The organism is Moheibacter sediminis, assembly GCF_900176425.1.
Lineage (GTDB): Bacteria > Bacteroidota > Bacteroidia > Flavobacteriales > Weeksellaceae > Moheibacter > Moheibacter sediminis.
In genome coordinates this window covers 159606-181639 of sequence record NZ_FWXS01000002.1, presented here as the reverse complement: position 1 = coordinate 181639, position 22034 = coordinate 159606, and the positions used below count along the sequence as shown (strand labels likewise).

At 36.3% G+C, this 22034-nt stretch carries 21 protein-coding genes; 8 read left to right on the top strand and 13 right to left on the bottom strand.

Going from position 1 to position 22034, the window contains the following annotated elements:
• Positions 1–14: 14 nt before the first annotated feature.
• Positions 15–1301, top strand: coding sequence for a citrate synthase (locus B8977_RS03770; protein ID WP_084016321.1), 1287 nt, complete (start codon positions 15–17; stop codon positions 1299–1301).
• 338 nt (positions 1302–1639) lie between these two features.
• Here the strand turns inward: B8977_RS03770 and fahA are convergent, their stop codons facing one another.
• The 4 genes from fahA to B8977_RS03750 form a co-directional block, all read right to left on the bottom strand.
• A complete protein-coding gene (gene fahA, locus B8977_RS03765; RefSeq protein ID WP_084016319.1) occupies positions 1640–2887 on the bottom strand; it encodes a fumarylacetoacetase in 1248 nt (415 codons plus the stop codon).
• Between the two features lie 42 nt (positions 2888–2929).
• Complete coding sequence (locus tag B8977_RS03760; protein WP_084016317.1) at positions 2930–3388, bottom strand: RES family NAD+ phosphorylase; 459 nt, start codon at positions 3386–3388, stop codon at positions 2930–2932.
• Positions 3385–3816: a type II RES/Xre toxin-antitoxin system antitoxin gene (gene parS, locus B8977_RS03755; protein ID WP_084016315.1), complete on the bottom strand. Its 432-nt coding sequence runs from the start codon at positions 3814–3816 to the stop codon at positions 3385–3387. Before parS ends, B8977_RS03760 begins: the two co-directional genes overlap by 4 nt.
• Positions 3817–3879: 63 nt before the next feature.
• Complete coding sequence (locus tag B8977_RS03750) at positions 3880–4542, bottom strand: uracil-DNA glycosylase (protein ID WP_084016313.1); 663 nt, start codon at positions 4540–4542, stop codon at positions 3880–3882.
• Between the two features lie 43 nt (positions 4543–4585).
• On the opposite strand from B8977_RS03750, the gene B8977_RS03745 reads away from it, so the two are divergent.
• From B8977_RS03745 to B8977_RS03735, 3 genes are all read left to right on the top strand, one after another.
• Positions 4586–6733: an endonuclease MutS2 gene (locus B8977_RS03745; protein ID WP_084016311.1), complete on the top strand. Its 2148-nt coding sequence runs from the start codon at positions 4586–4588 to the stop codon at positions 6731–6733.
• Positions 6734–6745: 12 nt separating this feature from the next.
• The gene (locus B8977_RS03740; RefSeq protein ID WP_084016309.1) at positions 6746–8737 is read left to right on the top strand and encodes a S8 family peptidase; all 1992 of its coding nucleotides are present in this window, start codon (positions 6746–6748) and stop codon (positions 8735–8737) included.
• 85 nt (positions 8738–8822) lie between these two features.
• Positions 8823–9197 (top strand): VOC family protein, encoded by a 375-nt coding sequence (locus tag B8977_RS03735; RefSeq protein ID WP_084016307.1) that lies wholly within the window; start codon positions 8823–8825, stop codon positions 9195–9197.
• Positions 9198–9214: 17 nt separating this feature from the next.
• Here B8977_RS03735 and mnhG read toward each other — a convergent pair whose 3' ends face one another.
• From mnhG to B8977_RS03690, 9 genes are all read right to left on the bottom strand, one after another.
• A complete protein-coding gene (gene mnhG, locus B8977_RS03730) occupies positions 9215–9574 on the bottom strand; it encodes a monovalent cation/H(+) antiporter subunit G (RefSeq protein ID WP_084016305.1) in 360 nt (119 codons plus the stop codon).
• Positions 9567–9851, bottom strand: coding sequence for a cation:proton antiporter (locus B8977_RS03725; RefSeq protein WP_084016303.1), 285 nt, complete (start codon positions 9849–9851; stop codon positions 9567–9569). The genes mnhG and B8977_RS03725 overlap by 8 nt, the downstream gene beginning before the upstream one ends.
• A 1-nt stretch (position 9852) precedes the next feature.
• Positions 9853–10335 carry a Na+/H+ antiporter subunit E gene (locus B8977_RS03720; protein ID WP_084016302.1) on the bottom strand — a complete coding sequence of 161 codons (483 nt, stop codon included), beginning with the start codon at positions 10333–10335 and terminating at the stop codon, positions 9853–9855.
• Positions 10332–11846 (bottom strand): proton-conducting transporter transmembrane domain-containing protein, encoded by a 1515-nt coding sequence (locus tag B8977_RS03715; protein WP_084016300.1) that lies wholly within the window; start codon positions 11844–11846, stop codon positions 10332–10334. The genes B8977_RS03720 and B8977_RS03715 overlap by 4 nt, the downstream gene beginning before the upstream one ends.
• Positions 11843–12196, bottom strand: a complete 354-nt coding sequence (locus B8977_RS03710; protein ID WP_084016298.1) for a Na+/H+ antiporter subunit C — start codon at positions 12194–12196, stop codon at positions 11843–11845. Before B8977_RS03710 ends, B8977_RS03715 begins: the two co-directional genes overlap by 4 nt.
• Positions 12197–12202: 6 nt before the next feature.
• Entirely contained in the window at positions 12203–12652 is a 450-nt protein-coding gene (locus B8977_RS03705; protein WP_084016296.1) for a Na+/H+ antiporter subunit B, read from the bottom strand.
• The gene (locus B8977_RS03700) at positions 12636–14942 is read right to left on the bottom strand and encodes a putative monovalent cation/H+ antiporter subunit A (RefSeq protein ID WP_084016294.1); all 2307 of its coding nucleotides are present in this window, start codon (positions 14940–14942) and stop codon (positions 12636–12638) included. Before B8977_RS03700 ends, B8977_RS03705 begins: the two co-directional genes overlap by 17 nt.
• Positions 14943–15062: 120 nt before the next feature.
• Positions 15063–15311 carry a hypothetical protein gene (locus tag B8977_RS03695; RefSeq protein ID WP_084016292.1) on the bottom strand — a complete coding sequence of 83 codons (249 nt, stop codon included), beginning with the start codon at positions 15309–15311 and terminating at the stop codon, positions 15063–15065.
• A gap of 68 nt (positions 15312–15379) precedes the next feature.
• Positions 15380–17998, bottom strand: coding sequence for a valine--tRNA ligase (locus tag B8977_RS03690; protein ID WP_084016290.1), 2619 nt, complete (start codon positions 17996–17998; stop codon positions 15380–15382).
• A gap of 104 nt (positions 17999–18102) precedes the next feature.
• On the opposite strand from B8977_RS03690, the gene B8977_RS03685 reads away from it, so the two are divergent.
• From B8977_RS03685 to B8977_RS03670, 4 genes are all read left to right on the top strand, one after another.
• A complete protein-coding gene (locus tag B8977_RS03685) occupies positions 18103–18471 on the top strand; it encodes a DUF1573 domain-containing protein (protein ID WP_084016288.1) in 369 nt (122 codons plus the stop codon).
• Positions 18472–18548: 77 nt separating this feature from the next.
• Positions 18549–19955 carry an MATE family efflux transporter gene (locus B8977_RS03680; RefSeq protein ID WP_185116595.1) on the top strand — a complete coding sequence of 469 codons (1407 nt, stop codon included), beginning with the start codon at positions 18549–18551 and terminating at the stop codon, positions 19953–19955.
• The gene (locus B8977_RS03675; RefSeq protein WP_084016286.1) at positions 19942–20172 is read left to right on the top strand and encodes a hypothetical protein; all 231 of its coding nucleotides are present in this window, start codon (positions 19942–19944) and stop codon (positions 20170–20172) included. Before B8977_RS03680 ends, B8977_RS03675 begins: the two co-directional genes overlap by 14 nt.
• Before the next feature lie 70 nt (positions 20173–20242).
• Entirely contained in the window at positions 20243–22030 is a 1788-nt protein-coding gene (locus tag B8977_RS03670; RefSeq protein ID WP_084016284.1) for an AMP-dependent synthetase/ligase, read from the top strand.
• Positions 22031–22034: the final 4 nt, after the last annotated feature.

Genomic DNA, 22034 nt, shown 5'->3' with positions numbered 1-22034 from the left:
AACTTTTAGATACAATGTCAGATAAAGCAAAATTTATTTATAACGGGGCAGAATTAGACCTCAATATGGGAATCGGAACGATGGACGAGAAATATGTAGATTTTTCAAACTTCCGTTCTCAAACAGATGAAATTATCACCTTAGACCCAGGATACAAAAATACCGGATCATGCAAAAGTGAAATCACTTATTTAGATGGTGAAAAAGGTGTGTTGATGTACCGCGGTTATTCAATCGAACAATTGGCGGAAAAGTCAAGCTTCGTAGAAGTGATGTACCTTTTATTGAAAGGTGAATTACCGACTGCAACAGAATTACAGAAATTCAAAGACGATATCAACGAATATAATTTTGTATCAGAAGACATCGCAAAGATATTGGCGGCTTTCCCAAGCTCAGCCCACCCAATGGGAGTTTTGTCTTCATTGACAAGTGCTTTGACAGCTTTCAATCCAAAAGCAGTGAATGCTAAATCAGAAGAAGAAATGTACCGCGCAGCAGTGACTTTGATTGGTAAATTTGCAGTACTGGCCTCATGGACACTTCGCAAAGTGAAAGGTTTGCCTTTGAACTATTCAGATTCGAAATTAGATTACGTAGAAAATTTCTACCAATTGATGTTCAAAAATCCAAACAAAGATTTACAAATGGATCCGATTGTGATTGATGCTTTGGACAAATTATTGATCTTACACGCAGACCACGAACAAAATTGTTCGACTTCTACAGTTCGTTTGGTAGGTTCAGCACACACAGGATTGTTCGCTTCGATTTCTGCCGGAGTTTCTGCACTTTGGGGGCCGCTTCACGGTGGTGCCAACCAGGAAGTAGTAGAAATGTTGGAAAAAATTAAAGAAGATGGCGGAGATGTTCAGAAATGGGTGGACAAAGCAAAAGATAAAAATGATGATTTCCGTTTGATGGGCTTCGGACACAGAGTTTACAAAAACTTCGACCCGCGTGCACGCATCATTAAAAAAGCAGCAGACCAGATTTTAGAGAAATTAGGAATCCAGGACGAAGCTTTGGAAATTGCTAAAAAATTAGAATTGGCCGCTTTGGAAGACGAATATTTCGTATCAAGAAAATTGTATCCAAACGTAGATTTCTATTCAGGGATCATTTACAAAGCATTGGGAATCCCAACTGAAATGTTCACCGTAATGTTCGCAGTAGGAAGACTTCCGGGATGGATTGCGCAGTGGATTGAAATGCGTCAAAACAACGAACCAATCGGTCGTCCAAGACAAATCTATACAGGTGCACCAAAACGTGACTACATTGATATCGAAAACAGATAATTAAATTTATCTTCATAATTTACAAGAGGTTTTTCTTTCGGGATTTACCTCTTTTTTATTTTTCAAATTGACGTTATTACATGTATTCACATAAATTAAGTCATTGAAGAAAAAGATTGAAATCTATTGAGCATTATTTAAAAAAACAGAGATATTCAATATTTTGGTCTATAGAATTTATAATAAAATAAAATCTGCACCAGGGATATGAAGTGGAGCCGAGGAACGAGACGGTGTAGAGTGAAACGGAAGACCGAAGCGAAGTATAGACCTGAACAGCCCGCCCTGCTTTTTCCGCAGGCGGGGTGCCCAAATAATTTTTAATTTTGTGTATGAATTTATGCTTTTGCGGGGAGAATTTTGCCTTCTACTTCGCCAAATCCAACACGAATTTCACCGTTTTCGCACCAGCCGCGCATGATGACAGTGTCGTTGTCGTTGATGAATTTACGTTCTGTCCCATCTGAAAGTGTCAGTGGTTTGGTCCCGCCCCAGGTAAGTTCGAGCATAGAACCGAATGAATCTTCGGTGTGCCCGCTAATAGTTCCACTTGCGTACATGTCGCCGACTTCGATGTTGCAACCGTTGATGGTGTGATGCGCGAGTTGCTGGCTCATGTTCCAATACATGTATTTGAAATTGCTATTGCAAATTACGTTTTCTACTCCTGACTCAGGTTTGAGGGTGGTTTGAAGTTTGAGATCGATGTTTTTATTCCCTTCGAATTGCAGATATGGGAAAACTTCAGGTTCTTGTTTTGGACCTGCTGTGCGGAAAGGTGCCAGTGCTTCTAAAGTCACAATCCAAGGGGAAATGGACGAACCGAAATTCTTTGCCAAGAAGGGTCCGAGAGGTACGTATTCCCATTGTTGGATGTCGCGTGCACTCCAATCATTGAAAAGTACAAGTCCGAAGATGTTGTCTTCCGCGTCTGCAGTGGAAATGGTTTCGCCCAATTCGGTATAAGCATTAGTAATAAAAGCTACTTCTAGCTCAAAATCTAATCGTTGTGACGGTCCGAAAACGGGAACGTCGGAATCTTTGGGTTTGGATTGTCCCGATGGTCGGTGAATCGGCGTACCGGAAACGACAATTGACGAAGCGCGTCCGTGGTAACCCACCGGAATGTGTCGCCAGTTGGGAAGCAAAGCATTTTCAGGATCACGGAACATCTTCCCTACATTGGTTGCGTGTTCGATACTGCTATAAAAATCTGTATAATTAGGAATGTGCACAGGCAACTGCATAAATACAGTATCTATAAAATGAAATGCTTCTGTTTGGGTTTCTTCGTCTTTGGATAATTCAGAATCTTCTAAGAACAATTGCTGAAGGTATTCACGAAAAGGAACGGTAATTTCTTTGCCTAAAGAGATGAATTCATTTAATCCAAAAGCTTCGAAAAGATTTTCTTCTAATTCAAATTGGTCAAAATATCCTTTTTCATACAAGTATGCCAAATCAATTACCGTATCTCCTACCCGTGTTACACAAACGACAGAATCGTCCTGTAAAATAGCTACGCCGAATGGAATGTTATGAATGGAAAAATCTGACTGGGAATCGTATGTGATAAATGATTTCATTTGTTTGTTTTTATTGTGAGCTCAAAAATACTAATTTTAAAACTATCGCACGAATAGTCTTTGGTCAAAAGAAAAGGATTCCGTTTTCTTAATCTTAACTTTTTTAATTTTAGGATGAAGTGGATTAATCAAATAATTAAATTCACCCTGAACCACCGCAGAAGGAACTTTCAGGATTAAATGTTTAGCGTTCTTCACAAATTCATCTCCAAAAGTTTGGGTGGAATAAGAATTGGGAAGCGATTTCCAATCTTCAGGTAACTGAGATTTTTTGAGATCGGTGATTTCATTTTCAGGAATTTCTATGGTAATTAATTCATAATCCACAGGAATGATTCCAAACGGGATGTGCACCGCAACTTCCGTCATACAAAGCGCAATCGTTTGTCCGGCATAAACCAGAGCCGTCCCTTTACTGTTCCAACGACCTCCCGCTAATTCTGCTCCTTTTCCAGATAAATCATGAGAATATTTCGCCCTGCTCAATCGGTAAACTATCATGCCAAGACACCGTGTTCGATGCGCATCAATTCCTCTTCTAATAAAGCAATCCCAAATGCATTGTCGAGTAATTCTTTAGGCTTGACGTTGCCGAGTGCTATATTGTTGGCAGACAACCAAGAATTAAAATTGTTTTTGTCGCCGAAAATTTCAACACCACGTTGATAAAGTAAACTAATCTGAAGAATTTTCTCAGACTGCAGCGAATCAAAGTTTTTTTCTTCTTTTTTATAACGCTGGATTGTACGTTCTGAGAGATGTAAAAACTGTGACCACTCTTCCGAAGTAAAAGGAAATTTTGAAACCATGTCTTGAAACATGTCAAAATCAATGCCTCCTCTCACCCACTGCATCAGTACGGAACGGTTACGGTTGGCGATTGTTCCGGTGCGTCGGTACTCCACTACTGCTTCTTTTACGATATCCATATCATTTGTCTTTGAAACGAATTTACGACATTTTTCTGTATAAAAAAGACAATTGTCAGGTTTTTACCAATTAATTTTTCCTGAATTATTTTGAAGTAAATATTCATTGGTTTTAGAAAAAGGTTTGCTTCCTAAAAAACCATTATAAGCTGAGAACGGAGAAGGGTGAGCTGATTTGATGATAAAATGTTTCGACTCATCAATGATATTTCCTTTTTTTTGAGCATAAGCACCCCAAAGAATAAAAACCAATTTTTCTTTTTCGTCTGAAAGTTTTTGAATAACGGCATCTGTGAAAAATTCCCAACCTTTATTTTGGTGCGAGCCCGCTTGTGAAGCTCTAACTGTCAGAGTTGCATTGAGCATCAAAACACCTTGTTTTGCCCATCTTTCTAAATTTCCGCTTTGTGGAATTGGAATTCCTAAATCTGAATTTAACTCTTTAAAAATATTTTGCAAACTTGGTGGATGACGCACTCCATCTGTAACAGAAAAACTCAAACCGTTTGCTTGATTCGCTCCGTGATAAGGATCTTGTCCAATAATGGCCACTTTCACTTCATCAAAAGGTGTAAAATCAAAAGCAGAAAAAATCCTTTTTCCAGGCGGATAAACCGTTTGCGTTTGGTATTCTGACTTCACAAATTCAACCAATCGTTTGAAATAAGGCTTTTCAAATTCATCTTTCAAAGCTTCTTTCCAAGAAGATTCAATCTTAACATCCATAAATTCAATTTGAATTTGTCAAATATAGCTTAATTTTGTACCAATGCAGGTATCAGAACAAACTTTACATGACCTTGAATTTCCTAAAATTCTTGAAAATATAGCTCAATTTGCTTTCAATGAACGCACTTCTGAATTGATTTTAAATTTGAAACCTTATGAAAATAAGGAGCAATTGATTATCGATTTAAAAACGACAAATGAATATTTGACAAGTATAGAAAGTGAAAATAAAATTCCGTTTTCTGAATTTTATTACATGAAAGATTTCTTGCCGCGACTGGAAATTGAAAATTACTATCTGAGCGTTGAAGAATTTTTTAAAATTAAATCAAATGCTTTACAGATAAAGGAAATTACAAAATTCATCCTTCAATTTGAAGAGTATTTTCCTAAATTGCAAAAAATCGTTTCAGAAGTAATTTTTGAAAAAACAATTGTAACTGAAATTGATTCGGTTTTCAATAAACATGGTGAAATAAAAGACGATGCAAGTCCAGAATTGCATTCCATCCGTAAAAAATCAAAATTATTAGGCGGGAAAATCACCGAATTGTTCAACAAATCGATGACTGCAAATCTGGCATTTTTGGACGATATCAGAGAATCTGTATTTGATGATAGAAGAGTTTTGGCTGTAAACTCTGCAATGCGAAAACGTGTAAAAGGACGATTTTTAGGAACGTCAAAAACTGGCTCTATTTCCTTTATAGAACCGGAAAGTGTTCAAAAACCACAGCGAGAATTAGATGAATTAAAAGAAGAAGAAAAAAAGGAAATTATCAAAATCCTGAAAGATTTAACCATAAAAATTGCGGTTTACAAACCTTTGCTGGAAGAATATGAAGAGCTTTTGGAATACATGGATTTCACCCAAGCCAAAGCAGAATTTTCATTGCTTACTAAGGCTTGCCTTCCTGAAATCACTTCTGAAAAAGGTTTGGAATTGATTAATGCTTACCATCCTCTCCTCTATTTATCGCACCAACAAAAGAAAATCAAAACGTTTCCGCAAACGCTCAAATTAGATAAAAACCAAAGAATTATCATCATTTCAGGTCCTAATGCAGGTGGAAAAAGTATTACACTGAAAACCATCGGTTTAAATCAATTAATGATTCAAAGCGGAATTTTGATTCCGGTACATGAAAAATCTAAAATCGGATTTTTTGATAAAATATTTACTGATATTGGAGATAATCAATCTATTGAAAATCAATTAAGTACATACAGTTACCGATTGAAACAAATGTCTTATTTCATCAGAAATGTAGATGAAAATAGTTTGCTTTTGGTGGATGAATTTGGAACGGGTTCAGATCCGGAATTGGGTGGAGCTTTGGCAGAAGTCTTCTTTGAAGAGTTTTATGAAAGAAATGCCTACGGAATTTTTACGACGCACTACACCAACATCAAATTGGTTGCCGAAGAATTACCCGAAGCCATAAATGCTTGTATGTTGTTTGACGAAAAGACGTTGACCCCTTTGTATCAATTGGAAGTTGGGCAATCCGGAAGTTCATTTACGTTTGAAGTTGCGGAGAAAAATAAAATTCCTTTCCGATTAATTAACCGTGCTAAAAAGAAAGTGGAACAAGACAAAGTCCGTTTAGACAAAACGATTTTGAAATTACAACAGGAAAAATTCCACATTCAGAAGACCAAAAATGAAGTGGACGAATTGAAAATTTCATCCGAAGAACAAACCAAAGAATTAGAATTTACACAAGAAAAAATCCAACAGAAACTGGTTGATTTCCAACAAGTTTATGACAATGAACTGAAGACACTTCAGGTTGGCAGAAAGATGAATGAACTGGCTGATTCTTATTTGAAATCAAAAAATAAAAAAGTACTTGTAAGCCAGTTTTTGAAATGGGTTGAAATGGAGAATTCTAAAAAAACTCCGATTAATTCAATAGAAAAAAAGAAAGAAAAAATAATTCAAAAAGAAATTCAGAAAGAACTCAAACATAATACAGAATCCATAAAAGAAAAGCAGCTTCAAATTGAAGAAAACAAAGAAAAAGAAATCAAACAATCCATCGAAAATCTAAAAATCGGTGACCGTGTTAAGCTAAAAGACAGCCAAAGTGTGGGAACCATCGAGGAAATAAAAGGAAAAAGATTAACTATTAACTACGGACATTTTACAGCGAAAGTTTCTATATTTGAAATCAATAAAGTTTAATTCAAAGCGAAAATGAAAAAACAATTACTCATTCCTATATTTATGCTGGGGATTTTAGTTAACGCACAACAAAAAATCAATAAGCAAGAACTTGATAAAATAGCAACCGAAGAACAAGCTATTTATGATGAAGCGAAAACTTTCGAGAGAAATAATCTTTCAGAACATGATTTTGGTCCAGGTGTAAATTTTAGTGGATTTTATAATGGAATTCCTGTTTATTTGGCTTCCGATAGCCAATCGCAAATAAACTCTATGGATGTTGATTATCTATATAATAATACGATTCCGGGTGTTGCAGTTACCGGAAATGGGATGATGGTTTATATCTGGGATGGTGGTGCTGTGAGAACTACACACAGAGAATTTGGAGATCGTGTAACTATAGTTGAAGCAGGCTCAGTTTCTGACCATGCGACTGGCGTTGCCGGTGTAATTATTTCAGAGGGAATTACTGCTGCAGCAAAAGGAATTGCATATGAAGCAAATTTAAAATCTCTAAATTTCACCAACGGTAGTACAACAAGTGAAATGGTTGCACAATCTAATTTAGAAGCCAATGCTGATTATATGGTTTCAAATCACTCTTACGGATCTCTAACAGGTTGGTACCAGAACCCGAGTGGAGTTTGGTATTGGTATGGTTACCCTCATCTTTCTGAAACAGAATCTGCCTTGTTTGGTTTTTATCATCCTACCGATGCTACATATGATAATATTGCTTACAATGCTCCGCAACATACAATATTCAAATCTTCAGGAAATAATAGAAGTGAAGGGCCGTCAGGTCCAGTTAATCATTATGCTTTCAATGAAACTGGTGGTTGGGTTATGATTGAAGATGGGACCGTACGTCCTAACGACTGTGTTGCTACAAATGGATTTGATTGTTTATCTTATGCAGGATCTAATTCTAAAAATATAATTATTGTTGGAGCTATCAATCCAATCGGTGGAAATAATCGTTACGAAGACCCATCTGATGTTGTAACAACATGGTTTTCAAGCAGTGGACCTACAGATGATGGTAGAATCAAACCCGATGTTACAGCAATTGGAAGCGGAGTAGCTGCACCAAATAACACATCTGACATCTCTTATACTTCATGGGCGGGAACTTCTTTTTCTTCTCCTGCTGCAGCCGGAGTTGGGGTTCTACTTCAGCAAATTGCAAAGGAAAAATCAGATGGAGCTGAATATTTGAGATCAGATATGATGAAAGGACTATTAACCCACACAGCAAATGAGTCCGGTTCAAATTTAGGACCCGATTATGTCTATGGATGGGGATTGATTAATGCACTATCAGCTGCAGAAACCTTTTTAAACACCAACCAAAATTCTTACACAGCAAACAATTTACTGTCCAATAATGCAACAGAAACACTAACTGTTACGGCTTCAGGAGAGGAACCATTGAAAGTAAGCATTACTTGGAACGACCCTGCGGGAACACCTAGCGGACAGGTTGTTTTGAATGACAGAACACCTAAGTTGGTAAATGATCTGGATTTGAGAGTGAGCAATGGAGGAACTACTTATTTCCCTTGGAAATTAGATGTTGAAAATCCTGCCGCCGCAGCAACTCAAGGTGATAATGTTGTAGACAATATAGAACAGGTTTACATTGAAAATCCTGTAGCAGGACAACAATATACAATAACAATTTCTCACAAAGGCAGTTTAACTGATGGTCAACAAAATTATGCATTGGTTGTTACAGGTGTAAATTCTGAAATGGCTACTAATGAAGTTAATCTAAATCAATCAGTTAATGTATATCCAAATCCTGTCATTGATAATTTGAATTTCCAAATTACTGATAAATTGACAAATGCGACTGTGAGAGTTTTTAATCCGATGGGACAGGTTGTTTACCAAAATGAATATAAATCATTGAACAATACTCAAAGCATTGATTTCAAATCAATTCCTTCCGGGATTTATATGGTTTACATCAAATCTGATGAGGGAACTATTACTAAAAAGGTAATCAAGAAATAATTAAAAATATAAATTTATTGAAGCGTCTGAATTAATTCAGACGCTTTTTTTAAACCTAAAATTTAGAAAATTAATCACAAAAAATATGAGACCAAAAATTAATTTTATCACTTTGGCAGCAGAGAATCTGGAGAAATCAATTGCTTTTTATAAAAATGCTTTCCAACTTTCTATTTCTGACAAAAATGAGAATCTTTGTTTGTTTGAAATGGAGGATGATTTCTATCTAGTGCTTTCTCAGAAGGAAGATTTTGCCAAACAAGTAAATGATTTCAAAGGTTCTTCAGGATTTATTCTAAGCAATAGTGTGGCTTCAAAAAAGGAAATGGAACAAGTGGTTTCAAAGGCTGAAAAATTTGGAGCAAAACGGGTGAAGGAATTGAATGAAGAATGGGGTGATTCAATTACTATCATGGATTTGGATGGTCACCATTGGGAAATTGTTTATACAAAGGATTAATTATCTAAAATAAAAACCTAATCCATCAACTCAGGGTTCTCCGGCTGTTCCAACTGTTTGGAATCTTTAAGTTCGTTGATGACAGATTTATCCCAAAGCTTTACACCGCTTACATAAGCTGTACGTGAAATCATATAAGCTGCAACAGGAGATGTAATGAATATAAAGAACACAATCGCAAACACTTTGGTTGTTACCGAAAAATCAAAAAAATAAATGGCTGTTGCTGCCAAAATACACCCAACTCCGATGGTTCCGGCTTTTACAGTTACCGATAATCTCGTGTAAAAATCTGGCATTCTGTAAATCCCCAACGCCGCAATCAGTATAAAGAAGGCGCCTAAAGTGCATAATATTTTAATCAGTAAATCATTCATTTTTGTCGGTTCTGTTTCCTTTGTCTAAATAATAAGCAAATGCAATTGTACTCAAAAACGCAATCAGCGCCAAGATAGTCGCGGTATCCAGGAATGAGGAATTCTCATAAAGAATACAGAAAACTCCAATCAATCCTACTCCGGAAGTGATGATCAAATCAAGCGCAACAACCCTATCCACAACGTGCGGACCTTTGATGAACCTTACAAAAATGATTATCAAAGCCAGACACAAAATGGGTATCACCACATAAAGAAGGTACTCTTGAACTGTCATATTATCTTATAATTTCTATGAGTTTGGATTCCAATCCGTTTCTCAATCGTTCTATAAATTTTTCTTTGTCTTTCAGGTATAAACTATGGATAAATATATATTTTCTGTCATCACTGATTTTCAAAACCATCGTTCCTGGTGTAAGTGCAATTACATTTACAAGCATGGTAATTTCAAAATCGGTTTTAAGCCTGTGTTCAAACGCCACGATTCCGGGAGACATTTTAAACTTGGGACGCAGAATTTCTCTTGTCACATCGATGTTTGCTTTTATCATATCATAAAAAAAGAACAAGATGAACAAAAGTATTTTGGGTACACGGTAGAAATATTGTTTGTCTTCACTGCTTCCAAATCGGGTCAAAATCCAAAGAATGAAAAATCCTAAAGCAAAGCCAAATAGAAAATTGGTATAATTCAAGTGTCCCGTGAGGGCTACCCAAACCAATGACAACAATATATTTAGTAAAAGATGCTTTATCATTTTGAAATATTTCCGTTTAAAACTGCGTCTATGTACATCGACGGATTCATGAGTTCAGTTGCTGTTTTACTTGCCAGATTGATAATGGTTTCTGCTCCAAACCCAATGTATAAAGATACAAAAGTCAAAATAGTAATCGGAAATATCAGCGCAAACTTGCTCATAAAATTAAGTTTTGAAAATTGATCAATTTCATCGGTCAAAGGTTTTGGAGATTCTTTCCAGAAAACTTCAGACCACATTCTAGCCACTACAAAAAGTGTGATGAAACTTGCAAAAATAATAGTTCCCAACAATACGTACTCTCCTGCTTTAAAAGCTTCGCTAAACAAATAAATCTTTGGCCAAAATCCTGACAACGGCGGGATTCCTACCAATGAAAACAAAACAATCGCAATGAGTAATGATAATTTAGGATAATCTTTGTACAATCCTCCCAAACGCTGCATATCTATCGTTTCTCTGATTTTTTGAATCACACCTGTAATCATGAGTAAATTACTTTTCACAATCATGTCATGAATTAAATAAAAAATTAATCCAACAAATGCCAGTTCCGTATAAATTCCCATTCCCGCAATCAAATATCCGATGTGACAAACAATCAGATACGACATCATCCTTCTGATACTTCGTTTATTTATAGTTCCCAATGCACCGGTAATCATGGTCATAATTGCGATGACAATGAAAACATTCAATATAAATTCATCTGGTCTGAATATCAAAGTAAATACGCGAATCATCGCATAAATTCCCATCTTGGTTAGCAATCCTCCGAAAATTGCAGCAATCGCTGAAGGTGGCGTATGGTAAGAGGATGGCAACCAAAAGTAAAGTGGAAATACAGCAGATTTAATTCCAAATCCGGCAAAGAATAACAATGCAGTTACTGATACCAAACCTTTGTTTTCAACTTTTGTAATTTTTACAGCTAGATCGGCCATATTAAGTGTTCCGGTTATCCCATATAAAATCCCGATTGCAGTTAGAAATATCACAGAAGCGAGCATGTTCATCGTCACGTACTTAACCGCACCTTCCATCTGCATTTTCTTTCCCCCAAGGGTTAACAATACAAAAGATGAAATAATTACGACTTCAAACCAAACGTATAAATTGAATATATCTCCGGTCAGAAATACACCCATCAATCCCATTATCAGGAAATGAAATATAAAGAAATACCCAAATTTAATCCGGCTGATATTTAATGCTACAGTAGAATAAATCCCAACGGTCAAACTCACAAGGGAGGTGAGCAAAACCATGATCACACTCAATGAATCAGCCACAAATGTAATCCCAAATGGAGCTTCCCATCCGCCGGCATTGACGATTAAAAAATTATCCTGAGCTGCCGAGAACAGCATAATGCTTGCTGCAAATGCAACTATATTTCCAATGATACTGATTATTTTTTGCGCTTTCACTTTCTGCCAAAAGAACAGCAACAGGATTGCCGTAATCATGTGGATAAAAATGGGTGCAAGTATAAAATTAGTCATCATATATCTAAATCCTGTATGTTTAGCGAGTCCAAATCATCGGAACCGGTTGTTTCATATACTTTTTTAAGCAGAATAATCGCGAATGCAGTCAATGCAAAACTGATTACAATCGCCGTCAAAATCAAAGCTTGTGGAACAGGATCAGCATACGCATCTATAAAAGTTTTTTGGTTTGCCTCTATAATCGGTGGTTTTCCTTTTGTAAGTCCCCCGGTCAAGAATATAAGAATATTTGCTCCGTTACCCAGCAGTAGCAATCCGATGAGTAATTTGACCATGCTTCTTCTCAACATCAGGTAAATTCCTGCTGAATATAGAATTCCGACCAATAAAACTAAAATTAACTCCATACCAAATCAGACGTTTTCTTTAATTGTAAATAAAATAGTCAACGCAACGCCAATTACCACGAGGTAGACTCCTACATCAAAAAACAAAGCCGTTCCTACAGAACCAATTACCGCAATGGGTTCATCCAACCAAAGTCCTGTCATAAATGATTTTCCGAAAAAAATGGATAACAATCCACTTAACAATGACAATGACAAACCAATCGGAATCAATGTTTTAGGAGAAAATCTAAACATTGCCAAAGTTTCTTTTGTTGTATGCGCGAATGAATGTAATACAAATGCAATCGAAGCAATCAATCCGCCTACAAATCCTCCACCGGAAAGGTAATGTCCTCTCAACAAAACAAATATGGAAAACATCAACAACAACGGTATCAGATAGTTTGTTGCCGTTTTGATGACTATTAAATCCGCTTTGGAATTTAATTTATTGGGTTTAGTCTGCTTCTTCATTGATTCCTCTGTATTTTAATAATCCATAAACTCCTAATGCCGCAATCGACAAAACTATCGTTTCTATCAACGTATCAAATCCTCTAAAATCTACCAGAATTACGTTTACCACATTTTTACCTTTTGCCAGTTTGTAGGCATTTTCAGCGTAAAAATTACTCACTTCCATATCCGCAGGAGAAATCAACGCCTGGAGTGTAATTATCATAATTAATGCTCCAAACCCAATCGAAATAGAAGCATCTCTTAATTGTATTTTTCTGCTTCTGAATGTCAGGAAAGAAGGTAATTTGAACAAAACCAATACAAATAAAACTACGGTCAGCGTATCAATCGTAAACTGCGTCATAGCCAAATCGGGTGCGCCGTAAAACACAAAAATCAAACAGATTCCGTATCCTATAACTCCCATTCCAGCAATCGCTGTCAGTCTTGAAGTCGTTCTCAAAGTGAAATAAATAGAAACGACGATGATAACAAAAATGGTTATTTCATACATTCTCAATCCCGTCAAATCATCAGTATTGATTCGGATGGGTGTCGTCGTAAAAAGTCGGTACCCCACCAATAATGTAATGAATAAAATCATCATAATGATGTAGTTACGTAAATAACCGTTGTGCAGAAATCTTGTATAGATAAATGCAAATATTCTGAATTTATCTCCTAAAAATTCTACGATATTTTGTGGTGAGACTTTGTTAAATTTTTCAATTGAGTTTTCTGCTTTTCTGAAATATTTATTAAACAGGAAAAGAATTAATCCTAAAACAATTGTGATTCCGCTTAACAATAAAACAAAGTTGAATCCATGCCAGATTTTCAAATACAATCCCGAGGGCTTGGCATTTACAGATTGAAATGCAAACGTGAGAATTCCTTTGTCAGCAATAAATGGAAATATACCAAACAATAAAGTCAGCGTACTCAGAATTACTACAGGAAGCCATAAATAAATTTTAGGTTTTTTGATTTCAGTTTCGGTTTCGGCTCTTTTGCCTAGAAATGGTTTTATTCCAACTATAAATCCTGAACAAGCAAGCAAAACATTGGTCGCAACTGCAAAAATCGTTAAATACATTCCCCATTTCGGAAAATGTAAAGTCGATTCATAAATCAAATCTTTACTTATAAATCCAAAAGTTAACGGAATTCCGGCACTTGACAAAGCCGCTACCGCAGAAGCAATCGCCACGACAGGCATTATTTTTCCCAATCCATAAACTTGACTCAAATCTCTTGTATGCAAAGTATGGTCAACGATTCCCGTCACCAAAAATAAAGTTGCTTTGTAAAGTGCATGCACCAAAATGAAAGTCATAGCGGCATACAACGCATATTCGTTTCCTAATCCCAATAAAAATACGATAATCCCCAATGCAGAAATAGTTGAATACGCCAACACAGATTTCATGTCAGATCTGAAAATACTGTGAAAAGCGCCGAAAAACATGGTCATTCCACCGACAATCATCAATGTATAATTCCAAATAAATCCATCGCTCAAAACAGGAGTCAATCGCGCCAAAATATAAATTCCTGCTTTTACCATCGTTGCTGAATGCAGATAAGCCGAAACCGGTGTAGGTGCCTGCATCGCTCCCGGCAGCCAGAAATGAAACGGAAATTGTGCGGATTTGGTAAATGCTCCCGCAAATATGAAAACCAGAATCAACGGAAACCAAGAATGATTTTGGATTAATTCTGATGAATTTAATAATTCATTGATTGAAAAAGTTCCGGTAATATTTGCAATAATTAGAAATCCGCTCAACAATAAAAATCCTCCCAATCCCGTAACACCCAATGCAGTCAACGCGCTCTTACGTGAGCTTTCATCTTCATTGTTAAATCCAATCAGGAAAAATGAAGTGATACTCGTTAGTTCCCAAAACATAAAAATCGTAATGAGATTGTCGGACAAAACCAATCCCAACATCGCACCCATAAAGAGTGTCAAGTAGCAATAAAAGCGACTGAGATAGGGATATTTTTTAAGGTAATAAGATGCGTAAAAATAAATCAAACTTCCGATTCCCGTTATCAGCAAAGCAAATAACAACGATAATCCATCGATTTTAAAATCAAAATTAACGCCCAAGGACGGAATCCATTTGTATGAAATAATGATTTCCTGCTCCCAATGAATAGGGTATAAAAAATATGAAAAATAAACAAATAATAACAACGGAAAAAGCGCTGTGAATTTGTAATATTTAGTGTGGATGTAATTCCCCGAAAAGAGAATCAGAAATCCAAAAATAAAGACTGAAATTAAAATTCCTAACATAGATTTTTTTTCAGAGGAGCGTAAAAATACAAAAAACGATTTAAATGAGTTTTGTATTTCATCGATTAAATGGGATTTAAAAGCAGATTTTATTCAAAAAATAAAGATATTTCACTAAAATTACTTCCCTTTTTCAACTAACTTCCAAAAGGTTAAAGCATCTCCGGGAAATTCAACATTTTTATTTTGAAAAGATTTGAGAAAATTTCTAAAATCCATTTCTGTGAAGGATTGTTTGAATTCATTTCTTAATTCTTGATTGTTATTTATTAAACAAAGATTTCCGGAAATGGATTCATTAAGGAATTGAAGTCCGATTTGCTCTTCAATTTTTTTAATAAGATTTAATTTTTCTTCTTCTGAAATCATTTTTAAAATTAAATAAAAAACCTCCAAAGTTTAAAGATTCGGAGGTTTAAATTTATGGATGAAATATCTTAAAAACTCTTCAACTGCTCTTCGATCTGAGCGATTTTCTCCAAAGCATCTGCTTCTTTCTTTTTTTCGGCATCTACAACTTGTTGAGGAGCGCCCGAAACAAATTTTTCATTGCTTAATTTTCCGCGAACCGATTTCAAAAATCCTTGTAAATATTCTTTTTCTTTTTCTAGTTTTTCACGTTCCGCTTCCAAATCGATGTTTTCTCCTACAGGAATTAAAAATTCAAAAGTTCCGACTCTGAAAGTAAATCCTTTGTCCGGAAATTGATTTGAGAATTGAATTGTCGTATTTCCTAATTTTTCAACCAAATTTTGATTGAATTCATTTTGAGAAGCTTCAACTGCAAATAATTCCAAATTTTCTTTTGGAGAAATTCCCTTTTCATTTCTGATAGCACGGATTCCGGAAACCGTTTCAGCTGTGAAATCAAATTCTTTCAGAATTTCTTCCGAATAATTCTCAGCTTTTGGATACTCAGAAATGATTATCGCATTTTCCGGCGTTCTTTCTTCAATCAGTTGCCAGATTTCTTCCGATAAAAATGGCATGAACGGATGCAAAACTTTCAAACATTTTTCCAAATTCTCAATTGTCAAATCATAGGTTTTTCTATCGATTGGCTTTCCAAATTCAGGTTTGATTGCTTCCAAATACCACGCACAAAAATCATCCCAAATCAATTTATAAACACCCATCAATGAATCTGAAATTCTGAATTTTTCATAATTCGATTCGATTTCTTCCAAAGATGAATTGAATTTTGCATCAAACCAATCCGTAGCAAACTTAGAAGCTTCAGGCGTTTCCAAAGATTCATCAACTTCCCAACCTTTGATCAATCGGAATGCATTCCAGATTTTATTGGCAAAATTTCTTCCTTGCAAACACAAATCCTCATCAAACGGCAAATCGTTTCCGGCTGGCGAAGAAAGCAACATTCCCACACGAACACCATCGGCACCATATTGTTGCATCAACTCAATCGGATCGGGAGAATTTCCCAAAGATTTGGACATTTTTCGTCCCAATTTATCACGAACAATTCCGGTATAATAAACGTTTTTGAACGGATATTCATTTCTGTATTCATATCCCGCGATGACCATTCTTGCCACCCAGAAAAACATAATTTCCGGTGCGGTAACCAATGCCTGTGTAGGATAATAATAATTGATTTCTTCGTTATCGGGCTCATTGATTCCATTAAAAACAGAAATCGGCCACAACCATGACGAAAACCAAGTATCCAAAGCATCCTCGTCTTGTCTCAAATCTTCTTCACCCAAAACCAAATTTCTTTCTCTGGCAATGATTTCGAGCGCTTCTTGTTTGTTCAAAGCTACTACAAAATCTTCCTGTCCGTCGCCATAGTAAAATGCAGGGATCTGGTGTCCCCACCACAATTGACGCGAAATGTTCCAATCATGGACATTTTCCATCCAATGCTTATAGGTGTTTTTAAATTTTGAAGGATGAAATTGAATTGTGTCGTTCATCACATTGTCCAAAGCGGGCTGTGCCAATTCTTTCATTTTCAAAAACCACTGAACAGAAAGTTTGGGTTCGATAACTGCTCCGGTTCTTTCCGAAGTTCCGACTTTATTATTGTAATTTTCTACTTTTTCAAGTAAACCTTTTTCCAACAGTTCCAATTCAATTTCTTTACGAACTTTGAATCGGTCCATTCCTTCATAATGGTAAGCATTCTGGTTCAAAGTCGCATCATCATTAATGGAATCGATGATTTCCAAATCGTGTTTTTTACCCAATTCGTAATCATTGATGTCATGAGCTGGTGTAACTTTCAAACAACCTGTACCAAATTCAATGTCCACATATTCATCTTCGATAATCGGAACTGAACGACCTGCAATCGGCACAATTACTCTTTTTCCTTTCAAATGAAAATAACGTTCATCATTTGGATTGATGCAAACTGCCGTATCTCCGAAAATCGTTTCAGGACGCGTCGTTGCCACGACAATAAATTCTTCAGTTCCCTCAATTTTATATTTTAAGAAAAATAATTTCCCTTGTTTTTCTTTATAAATAACTTCCTCATCGGAAATATTTGTTTTCGCTTCCGGATCCCAATTGACCATTCGGTAACCGCGGTAAACCAAACCTTTGTTGTACAAATCGACAAAAACTTTGATTACCGATTCCGATAGGTTTGCATCCATCGTGAATTTAGTACGCGACCAATCACATGAGCAGCCCAAAGTTTTCAATTGTTCCAAAATGATTCCGCCGTGTTTGTGCGTCCATTCCCAAGCGTGTTCGAGGAATTTTTCTCTTCCGATCTCAAACTTCGAAATTCCTTCTTCTTTCAGTTTCGCAACTACTTTCGCTTCTGTCGCAATCGAAGCATGGTCAGTCCCGGGAACCCAGCAAGCATTAAATCCCTGCATACGTGCGCGACGAATCAAAACGTCCTGAATCGTATTGTTCAACATATGCCCCATGTGCAGAACACCAGTGACGTTGGGCGGTGGAATTACAATTGTGTATGCTTTTTTATCGTTGGGTTTCGAAGTGAAATAATCATTCTGCATCCAATAAGAATACCACTTGTTTTCTACGTCTTTTGGATTGTATTTCGTTTGTAATTCCATTTTTGAATTGGTATATTTTTTGTAATGATTTGCAAATTTAATATTAGAATCTACTTTATATAGATTTTATTTATAAATTTGTTTAATAAAATTTTTTAATCAAGATGAAAAAATTACTTTTTATAGGTGCCTTTGCTTTTGTAGGACTTGGATTCTTATCAGCTCAGGAAATTGAACTAAGCGAATCAACTGTTGATTTAGGAAATGTAAAATTGGGTGGAAAAGCCATTGCAACTGTTAAAGTTAAAAATACAGGTGACAAACCATTGATCATTTCTGAAGCCAAAGCATCTTGCGGGTGTACAGTTCCAAAATACCCGAAAGAGCCGATTGCTCCGGGAAAATCAGCTGATATGACTGTAGAATACACAACTACATCAAAAGCAGGTGCATTCAACAAAACCGTGACTTTGAGTTCAAATGCTGTAACAGAAGGTCGTAAAATTTTCCGTATCAAAGGAGTCGTAGAATAAAGAATCAAACATATCAAAAACGAAATCCTTCAAGTTTTTGGAGGATTTTTTTGTTTTTATAAAATCAATGCAATACCGTGACTTATAAAGAACACCTCAGAAAAAACCTAACCCTTGCCGTTCCCGTTATGATCACCCAAGCCGGACAAATAATGGTCAACTTGGTCGATAATTTCATGGTCGGTGGTTTGGGCGGTCATTTTGACCACATAAAAGACGAGAATATTGGAAAAGTTGCACTCGGCGCAGTTTCGTTGGGAAACGCAGTTTTTGTAACTGCACTGGTTGTAGCATTTGGATTCAGCTTTGCAATGTCTCCGTTGATTGCGGCGGCTGATGCAAAATTGAACAGAGGACGCGTTACCCGGATTTTCTCTCACGGAATGGTGCTCAACATGCTCTTAGCAGTGATTTTATTGATTCTTTTGGAGTGCTCCACTCCCCTGCTTCACTACATGGGACAACCGCCGGATGTGATTGACAAGGCAATTCCTTTTTTATCAATCATGGCTTGGTCAATGATTCCGATTATGATCTTCCAATCTTTCAGACAATTTTCCGAAGGACTTTCCCTCACAATTCCGGTAACATTTGCGACAATCATTGGAAACATTGTCAACATCGTTTTGAATTATGGTTGGATTTACGGTCATTGGGGATTCCCAAGATTGGAAGTGGAAGGTGCAGGCTGGGGAACTTTCTGTGCCAGAATTGCAATGCTTATCAGTTTGGTCATTTCATTGATGTTATTTAAGAAAACTAAAAACTATTTAAAAGAAGTTTCATTTAAAAATTTCAACAAAAATATTTTCAAAAAAATCATTAGTATGGGCGTTCCGACTGCATTGACTTCCTTTTTTGAAATCAGTGCATTTGCCGGAGCAGCATTTGTTTGCGGATATGCGTTTTCACAAGAATTGGCTGAACAGCAAATTGCCAAAACCAATCTTGCCGCACACCAGATTGCCATTAGTCTGGCGTCCACAACATTCATGATGTGCATGGGGTTGGGTGTTGCCGCAACAGTTCGTGTCGGAAATCAATTAGGACTAAAAGATTTCAAGACATTGCGTGAAGCTGGCTGGTCCGCAATTTTCATGGTAACTGTTTTCATGATGTTTTGTGGAATTTTGATGATTATTTTCAGATTTGATTTGCCAACATTTTATTTAAATAACCAAGCTGTAATTATTTTGGCAGCTAAATTACTGATTGTCGCAGCATTTTTCCAGCTTTCTGATGGAATTCAGTTAGTGGTTTTGGGTGCTTTGAGAGGAATGCAGGATGTGAAAATCCCCTCTATCATCACATTTATCTCTTATTGGCTCATCGCAATTCCTTTAGGAGTAACACTTGCGATTTATTTTGAAATGCGCGCATTCGGTATGTGGATTGGTTTGGGATTTGGTTTGACTATCTCAGCAATATTGTTACTTTTACGTTATCATAAACAAACAAAAAAATTATTACATGGAAACTCCTAAATTTTTAATCGCAGACAATTCTGAATTCCCCGAAAAAATATACATTTTACACACAGATTTCCCAAGATTTTTATTGGATATAGAAACCGAAGAAATTGAAATCTATGACGAAATTGAAGAAGATTCTGAAACAGATGTTGAAGCTGAATTGGCAACTTTGTTAGAAGAAGCTTATACATTTTTTGACAAAGAAATGGATACTTACGAAGAAGAATAAAGCATTCAGGTTGAATTAAAATTGAATTTTTCATAAAATATTAGTAATTTGTGGCTTTATAAATCTATTTATGGACATATCAAGACTTTTTGATTTTTTAGAATACCAGCTGAAAAACAGTCCTCGCGAAGACAGCATCGTGATGAAAAAAAATGGCGAATGGCAACCAACTTCTACCATAGAATTTGCCAGCAAAGCCAATATGATCAGCAGAGGATTGCTCAAATTGGGAATCAAACATGGAGATAAAATTGCCATAGCTTCTACAACCAATCGTACTGAATGGAATGTAATTGACATTGGTTTACAGCAAATTGGATGCATCAGCGTTCCTGTTTATCCGACCATTGCACCGAAAGATTTTCAATATATTTTCAATGATTCTGAAATCAAACTGGCTTTTGTTTCTGATTCTGATTTGTTCGAAAAAATTTCATCCATCAAAGAAAATGTTCCTTCACTGGTTTCAGTTTATACTTTTGATAAAGTTGAAGGCGCACCCAACTGGCTTGAAATTCTGGACATGGGCACAGATGAAGCCAATCAACATGAAGTGGATGCTGTAAAGAAACAGGTAAAAGCTGACGATTTAGTTACAATTATCTATACTTCAGGCACAACCGGAAATCCTAAAGGAGTAATGCTGAGCCATAGAAATATCGTTTCAAACGTTTTGTCGAGCAATCCGCGAGTTCCGAAATTTCCTTCTGAACAACCCAAAGCTTTGAGTTTTTTACCATTGTGCCACATATTTGAACGAATGCTGATTTACTTGTACATGTACAATGGGATCGGAATTTATTATGCAGAAAGCATGGAAACCATTGGCGATAACCTCAAAGAAGTTCATCCGGATGTGATGACAGTGGTTCCGCGTTTGGTAGAAAAAGTCTATGCTAAAATTTACGACAAAGGTGCTTCAGCAGGGGGAATTAAAACCAAAATTTTCATGTGGGCTTTGGATTTGGTAAGAGATTACGAACCTTATGGAAACCATGGATTTGTATGGACAATCAAACATAAAATCGCAGATGCCATCGTCTTCAAAAAATGGCGCGAAGGTGTTGGAGGAAATCTGACTTGTATGGTTTCGGGAAGTGCTGCACTTTCTCCGAAATTAAACAGGATGTTCTGGGGAGCTGGAATTCCGATTTTGGAAGGTTATGGATTGACGGAAACTTCTCCGGTAATTTCTGTAAATGGAATGAACAAAGAAGGTTTCGGAATTGGTCAAGTTGGAAAACCAATTGACGGCGTCGAAATCAAATTGGCCGAAGACGGAGAAATTTTGGTAAAAGGTCCAAATGTGATGCTGGGTTATTACAACAAGCCTGAAATGACGGCTGAAGTAATGACTGCCGACGGTTATTTCAAAACCGGAGACATTGGAGAAATGATCAATGGCAATTTGAAAATTACAGACAGAAAAAAAGAAATGTTCAAAACATCGGGTGGAAAATACATTGCGCCGCAGATGATTGAAAATGATGTGAAACAATCACGATTCATCGAACAAATAATGGTCGTTGGTGAAGGTGAAAAAATGCCTGCCGCTTTGATTCAGCCAAATTTTGAAAATTTAAAAGCTTGGGCGCAAAGTGAAGGAATTAATCTTTCTGATTCAAAATCTGAAATCATACAAAATGAAAAAGTTTTAAAATTATTTCAGGATGAAATTGAAAAACACAACAAATCTTTAGGACATTGGGAACAAATCAAGAAGTTTGAATTGACACCCGAAGAATGGACGATTGACGGCGGACAGCTCACTCCTACTTTGAAATTGAAACGAAAAGTAATTCTGGAGAGATACAAAGATTTATATAAGAAAATATACGACCGATTTCCAGGAGAATAATTTA

Bases quoted from the DNA above. Each gene is read 5' to 3' on its own strand.
- B8977_RS03710 (WP_084016298.1), bottom strand. From the start codon at position 12,196: ATGGAGTTAATTTTAGTTTTATTGGTCGGAATTCTATATTCAGCAGGA.
- B8977_RS03740 (WP_084016309.1), top strand. From the start codon at position 6,746: ATGAAAAAACAATTACTCATTCCTATATTTATGCTGGGGATTTTAGTT.
- mnhG (WP_084016305.1), bottom strand. From the start codon at position 9,574: ATGAATGATTTACTGATTAAAATATTATGCACTTTAGGCGCCTTCTTT.
- B8977_RS03735 (WP_084016307.1), top strand. From the start codon at position 8,823: ATGAGACCAAAAATTAATTTTATCACTTTGGCAGCAGAGAATCTGGAG.
- B8977_RS03770 (WP_084016321.1), top strand. From the start codon at position 15: ATGTCAGATAAAGCAAAATTTATTTATAACGGGGCAGAATTAGACCTC.
- B8977_RS03720 (WP_084016302.1), bottom strand. From the start codon at position 10,335: ATGATAAAGCATCTTTTACTAAATATATTGTTGTCATTGGTTTGGGTA.
- B8977_RS03695 (WP_084016292.1), bottom strand. From the start codon at position 15,311: ATGATTTCAGAAGAAGAAAAATTAAATCTTATTAAAAAAATTGAAGAG.
- fahA (WP_084016319.1), bottom strand. From the start codon at position 2,887: ATGAAATCATTTATCACATACGATTCCCAGTCAGATTTTTCCATTCAT.
- B8977_RS03715 (WP_084016300.1), bottom strand. From the start codon at position 11,846: ATGATGACTAATTTTATACTTGCACCCATTTTTATCCACATGATTACG.
- B8977_RS03700 (WP_084016294.1), bottom strand. From the start codon at position 14,942: ATGTTAGGAATTTTAATTTCAGTCTTTATTTTTGGATTTCTGATTCTC.
- B8977_RS03685 (WP_084016288.1), top strand. From the start codon at position 18,103: ATGAAAAAATTACTTTTTATAGGTGCCTTTGCTTTTGTAGGACTTGGA.
- B8977_RS03705 (WP_084016296.1), bottom strand. From the start codon at position 12,652: ATGAAGAAGCAGACTAAACCCAATAAATTAAATTCCAAAGCGGATTTA.
- B8977_RS03745 (WP_084016311.1), top strand. From the start codon at position 4,586: ATGCAGGTATCAGAACAAACTTTACATGACCTTGAATTTCCTAAAATT.
- B8977_RS03690 (WP_084016290.1), bottom strand. From the start codon at position 17,998: ATGGAATTACAAACGAAATACAATCCAAAAGACGTAGAAAACAAGTGG.
- parS (WP_084016315.1), bottom strand. From the start codon at position 3,816: ATGGATATCGTAAAAGAAGCAGTAGTGGAGTACCGACGCACCGGAACA.
- B8977_RS03725 (WP_084016303.1), bottom strand. From the start codon at position 9,851: ATGACAGTTCAAGAGTACCTTCTTTATGTGGTGATACCCATTTTGTGT.
- B8977_RS03675 (WP_084016286.1), top strand. From the start codon at position 19,942: ATGGAAACTCCTAAATTTTTAATCGCAGACAATTCTGAATTCCCCGAA.
- B8977_RS03750 (WP_084016313.1), bottom strand. From the start codon at position 4,542: ATGGATGTTAAGATTGAATCTTCTTGGAAAGAAGCTTTGAAAGATGAA.
- B8977_RS03760 (WP_084016317.1), bottom strand. From the start codon at position 3,388: ATGATAGTTTACCGATTGAGCAGGGCGAAATATTCTCATGATTTATCT.
- B8977_RS03670 (WP_084016284.1), top strand. From the start codon at position 20,243: ATGGACATATCAAGACTTTTTGATTTTTTAGAATACCAGCTGAAAAAC.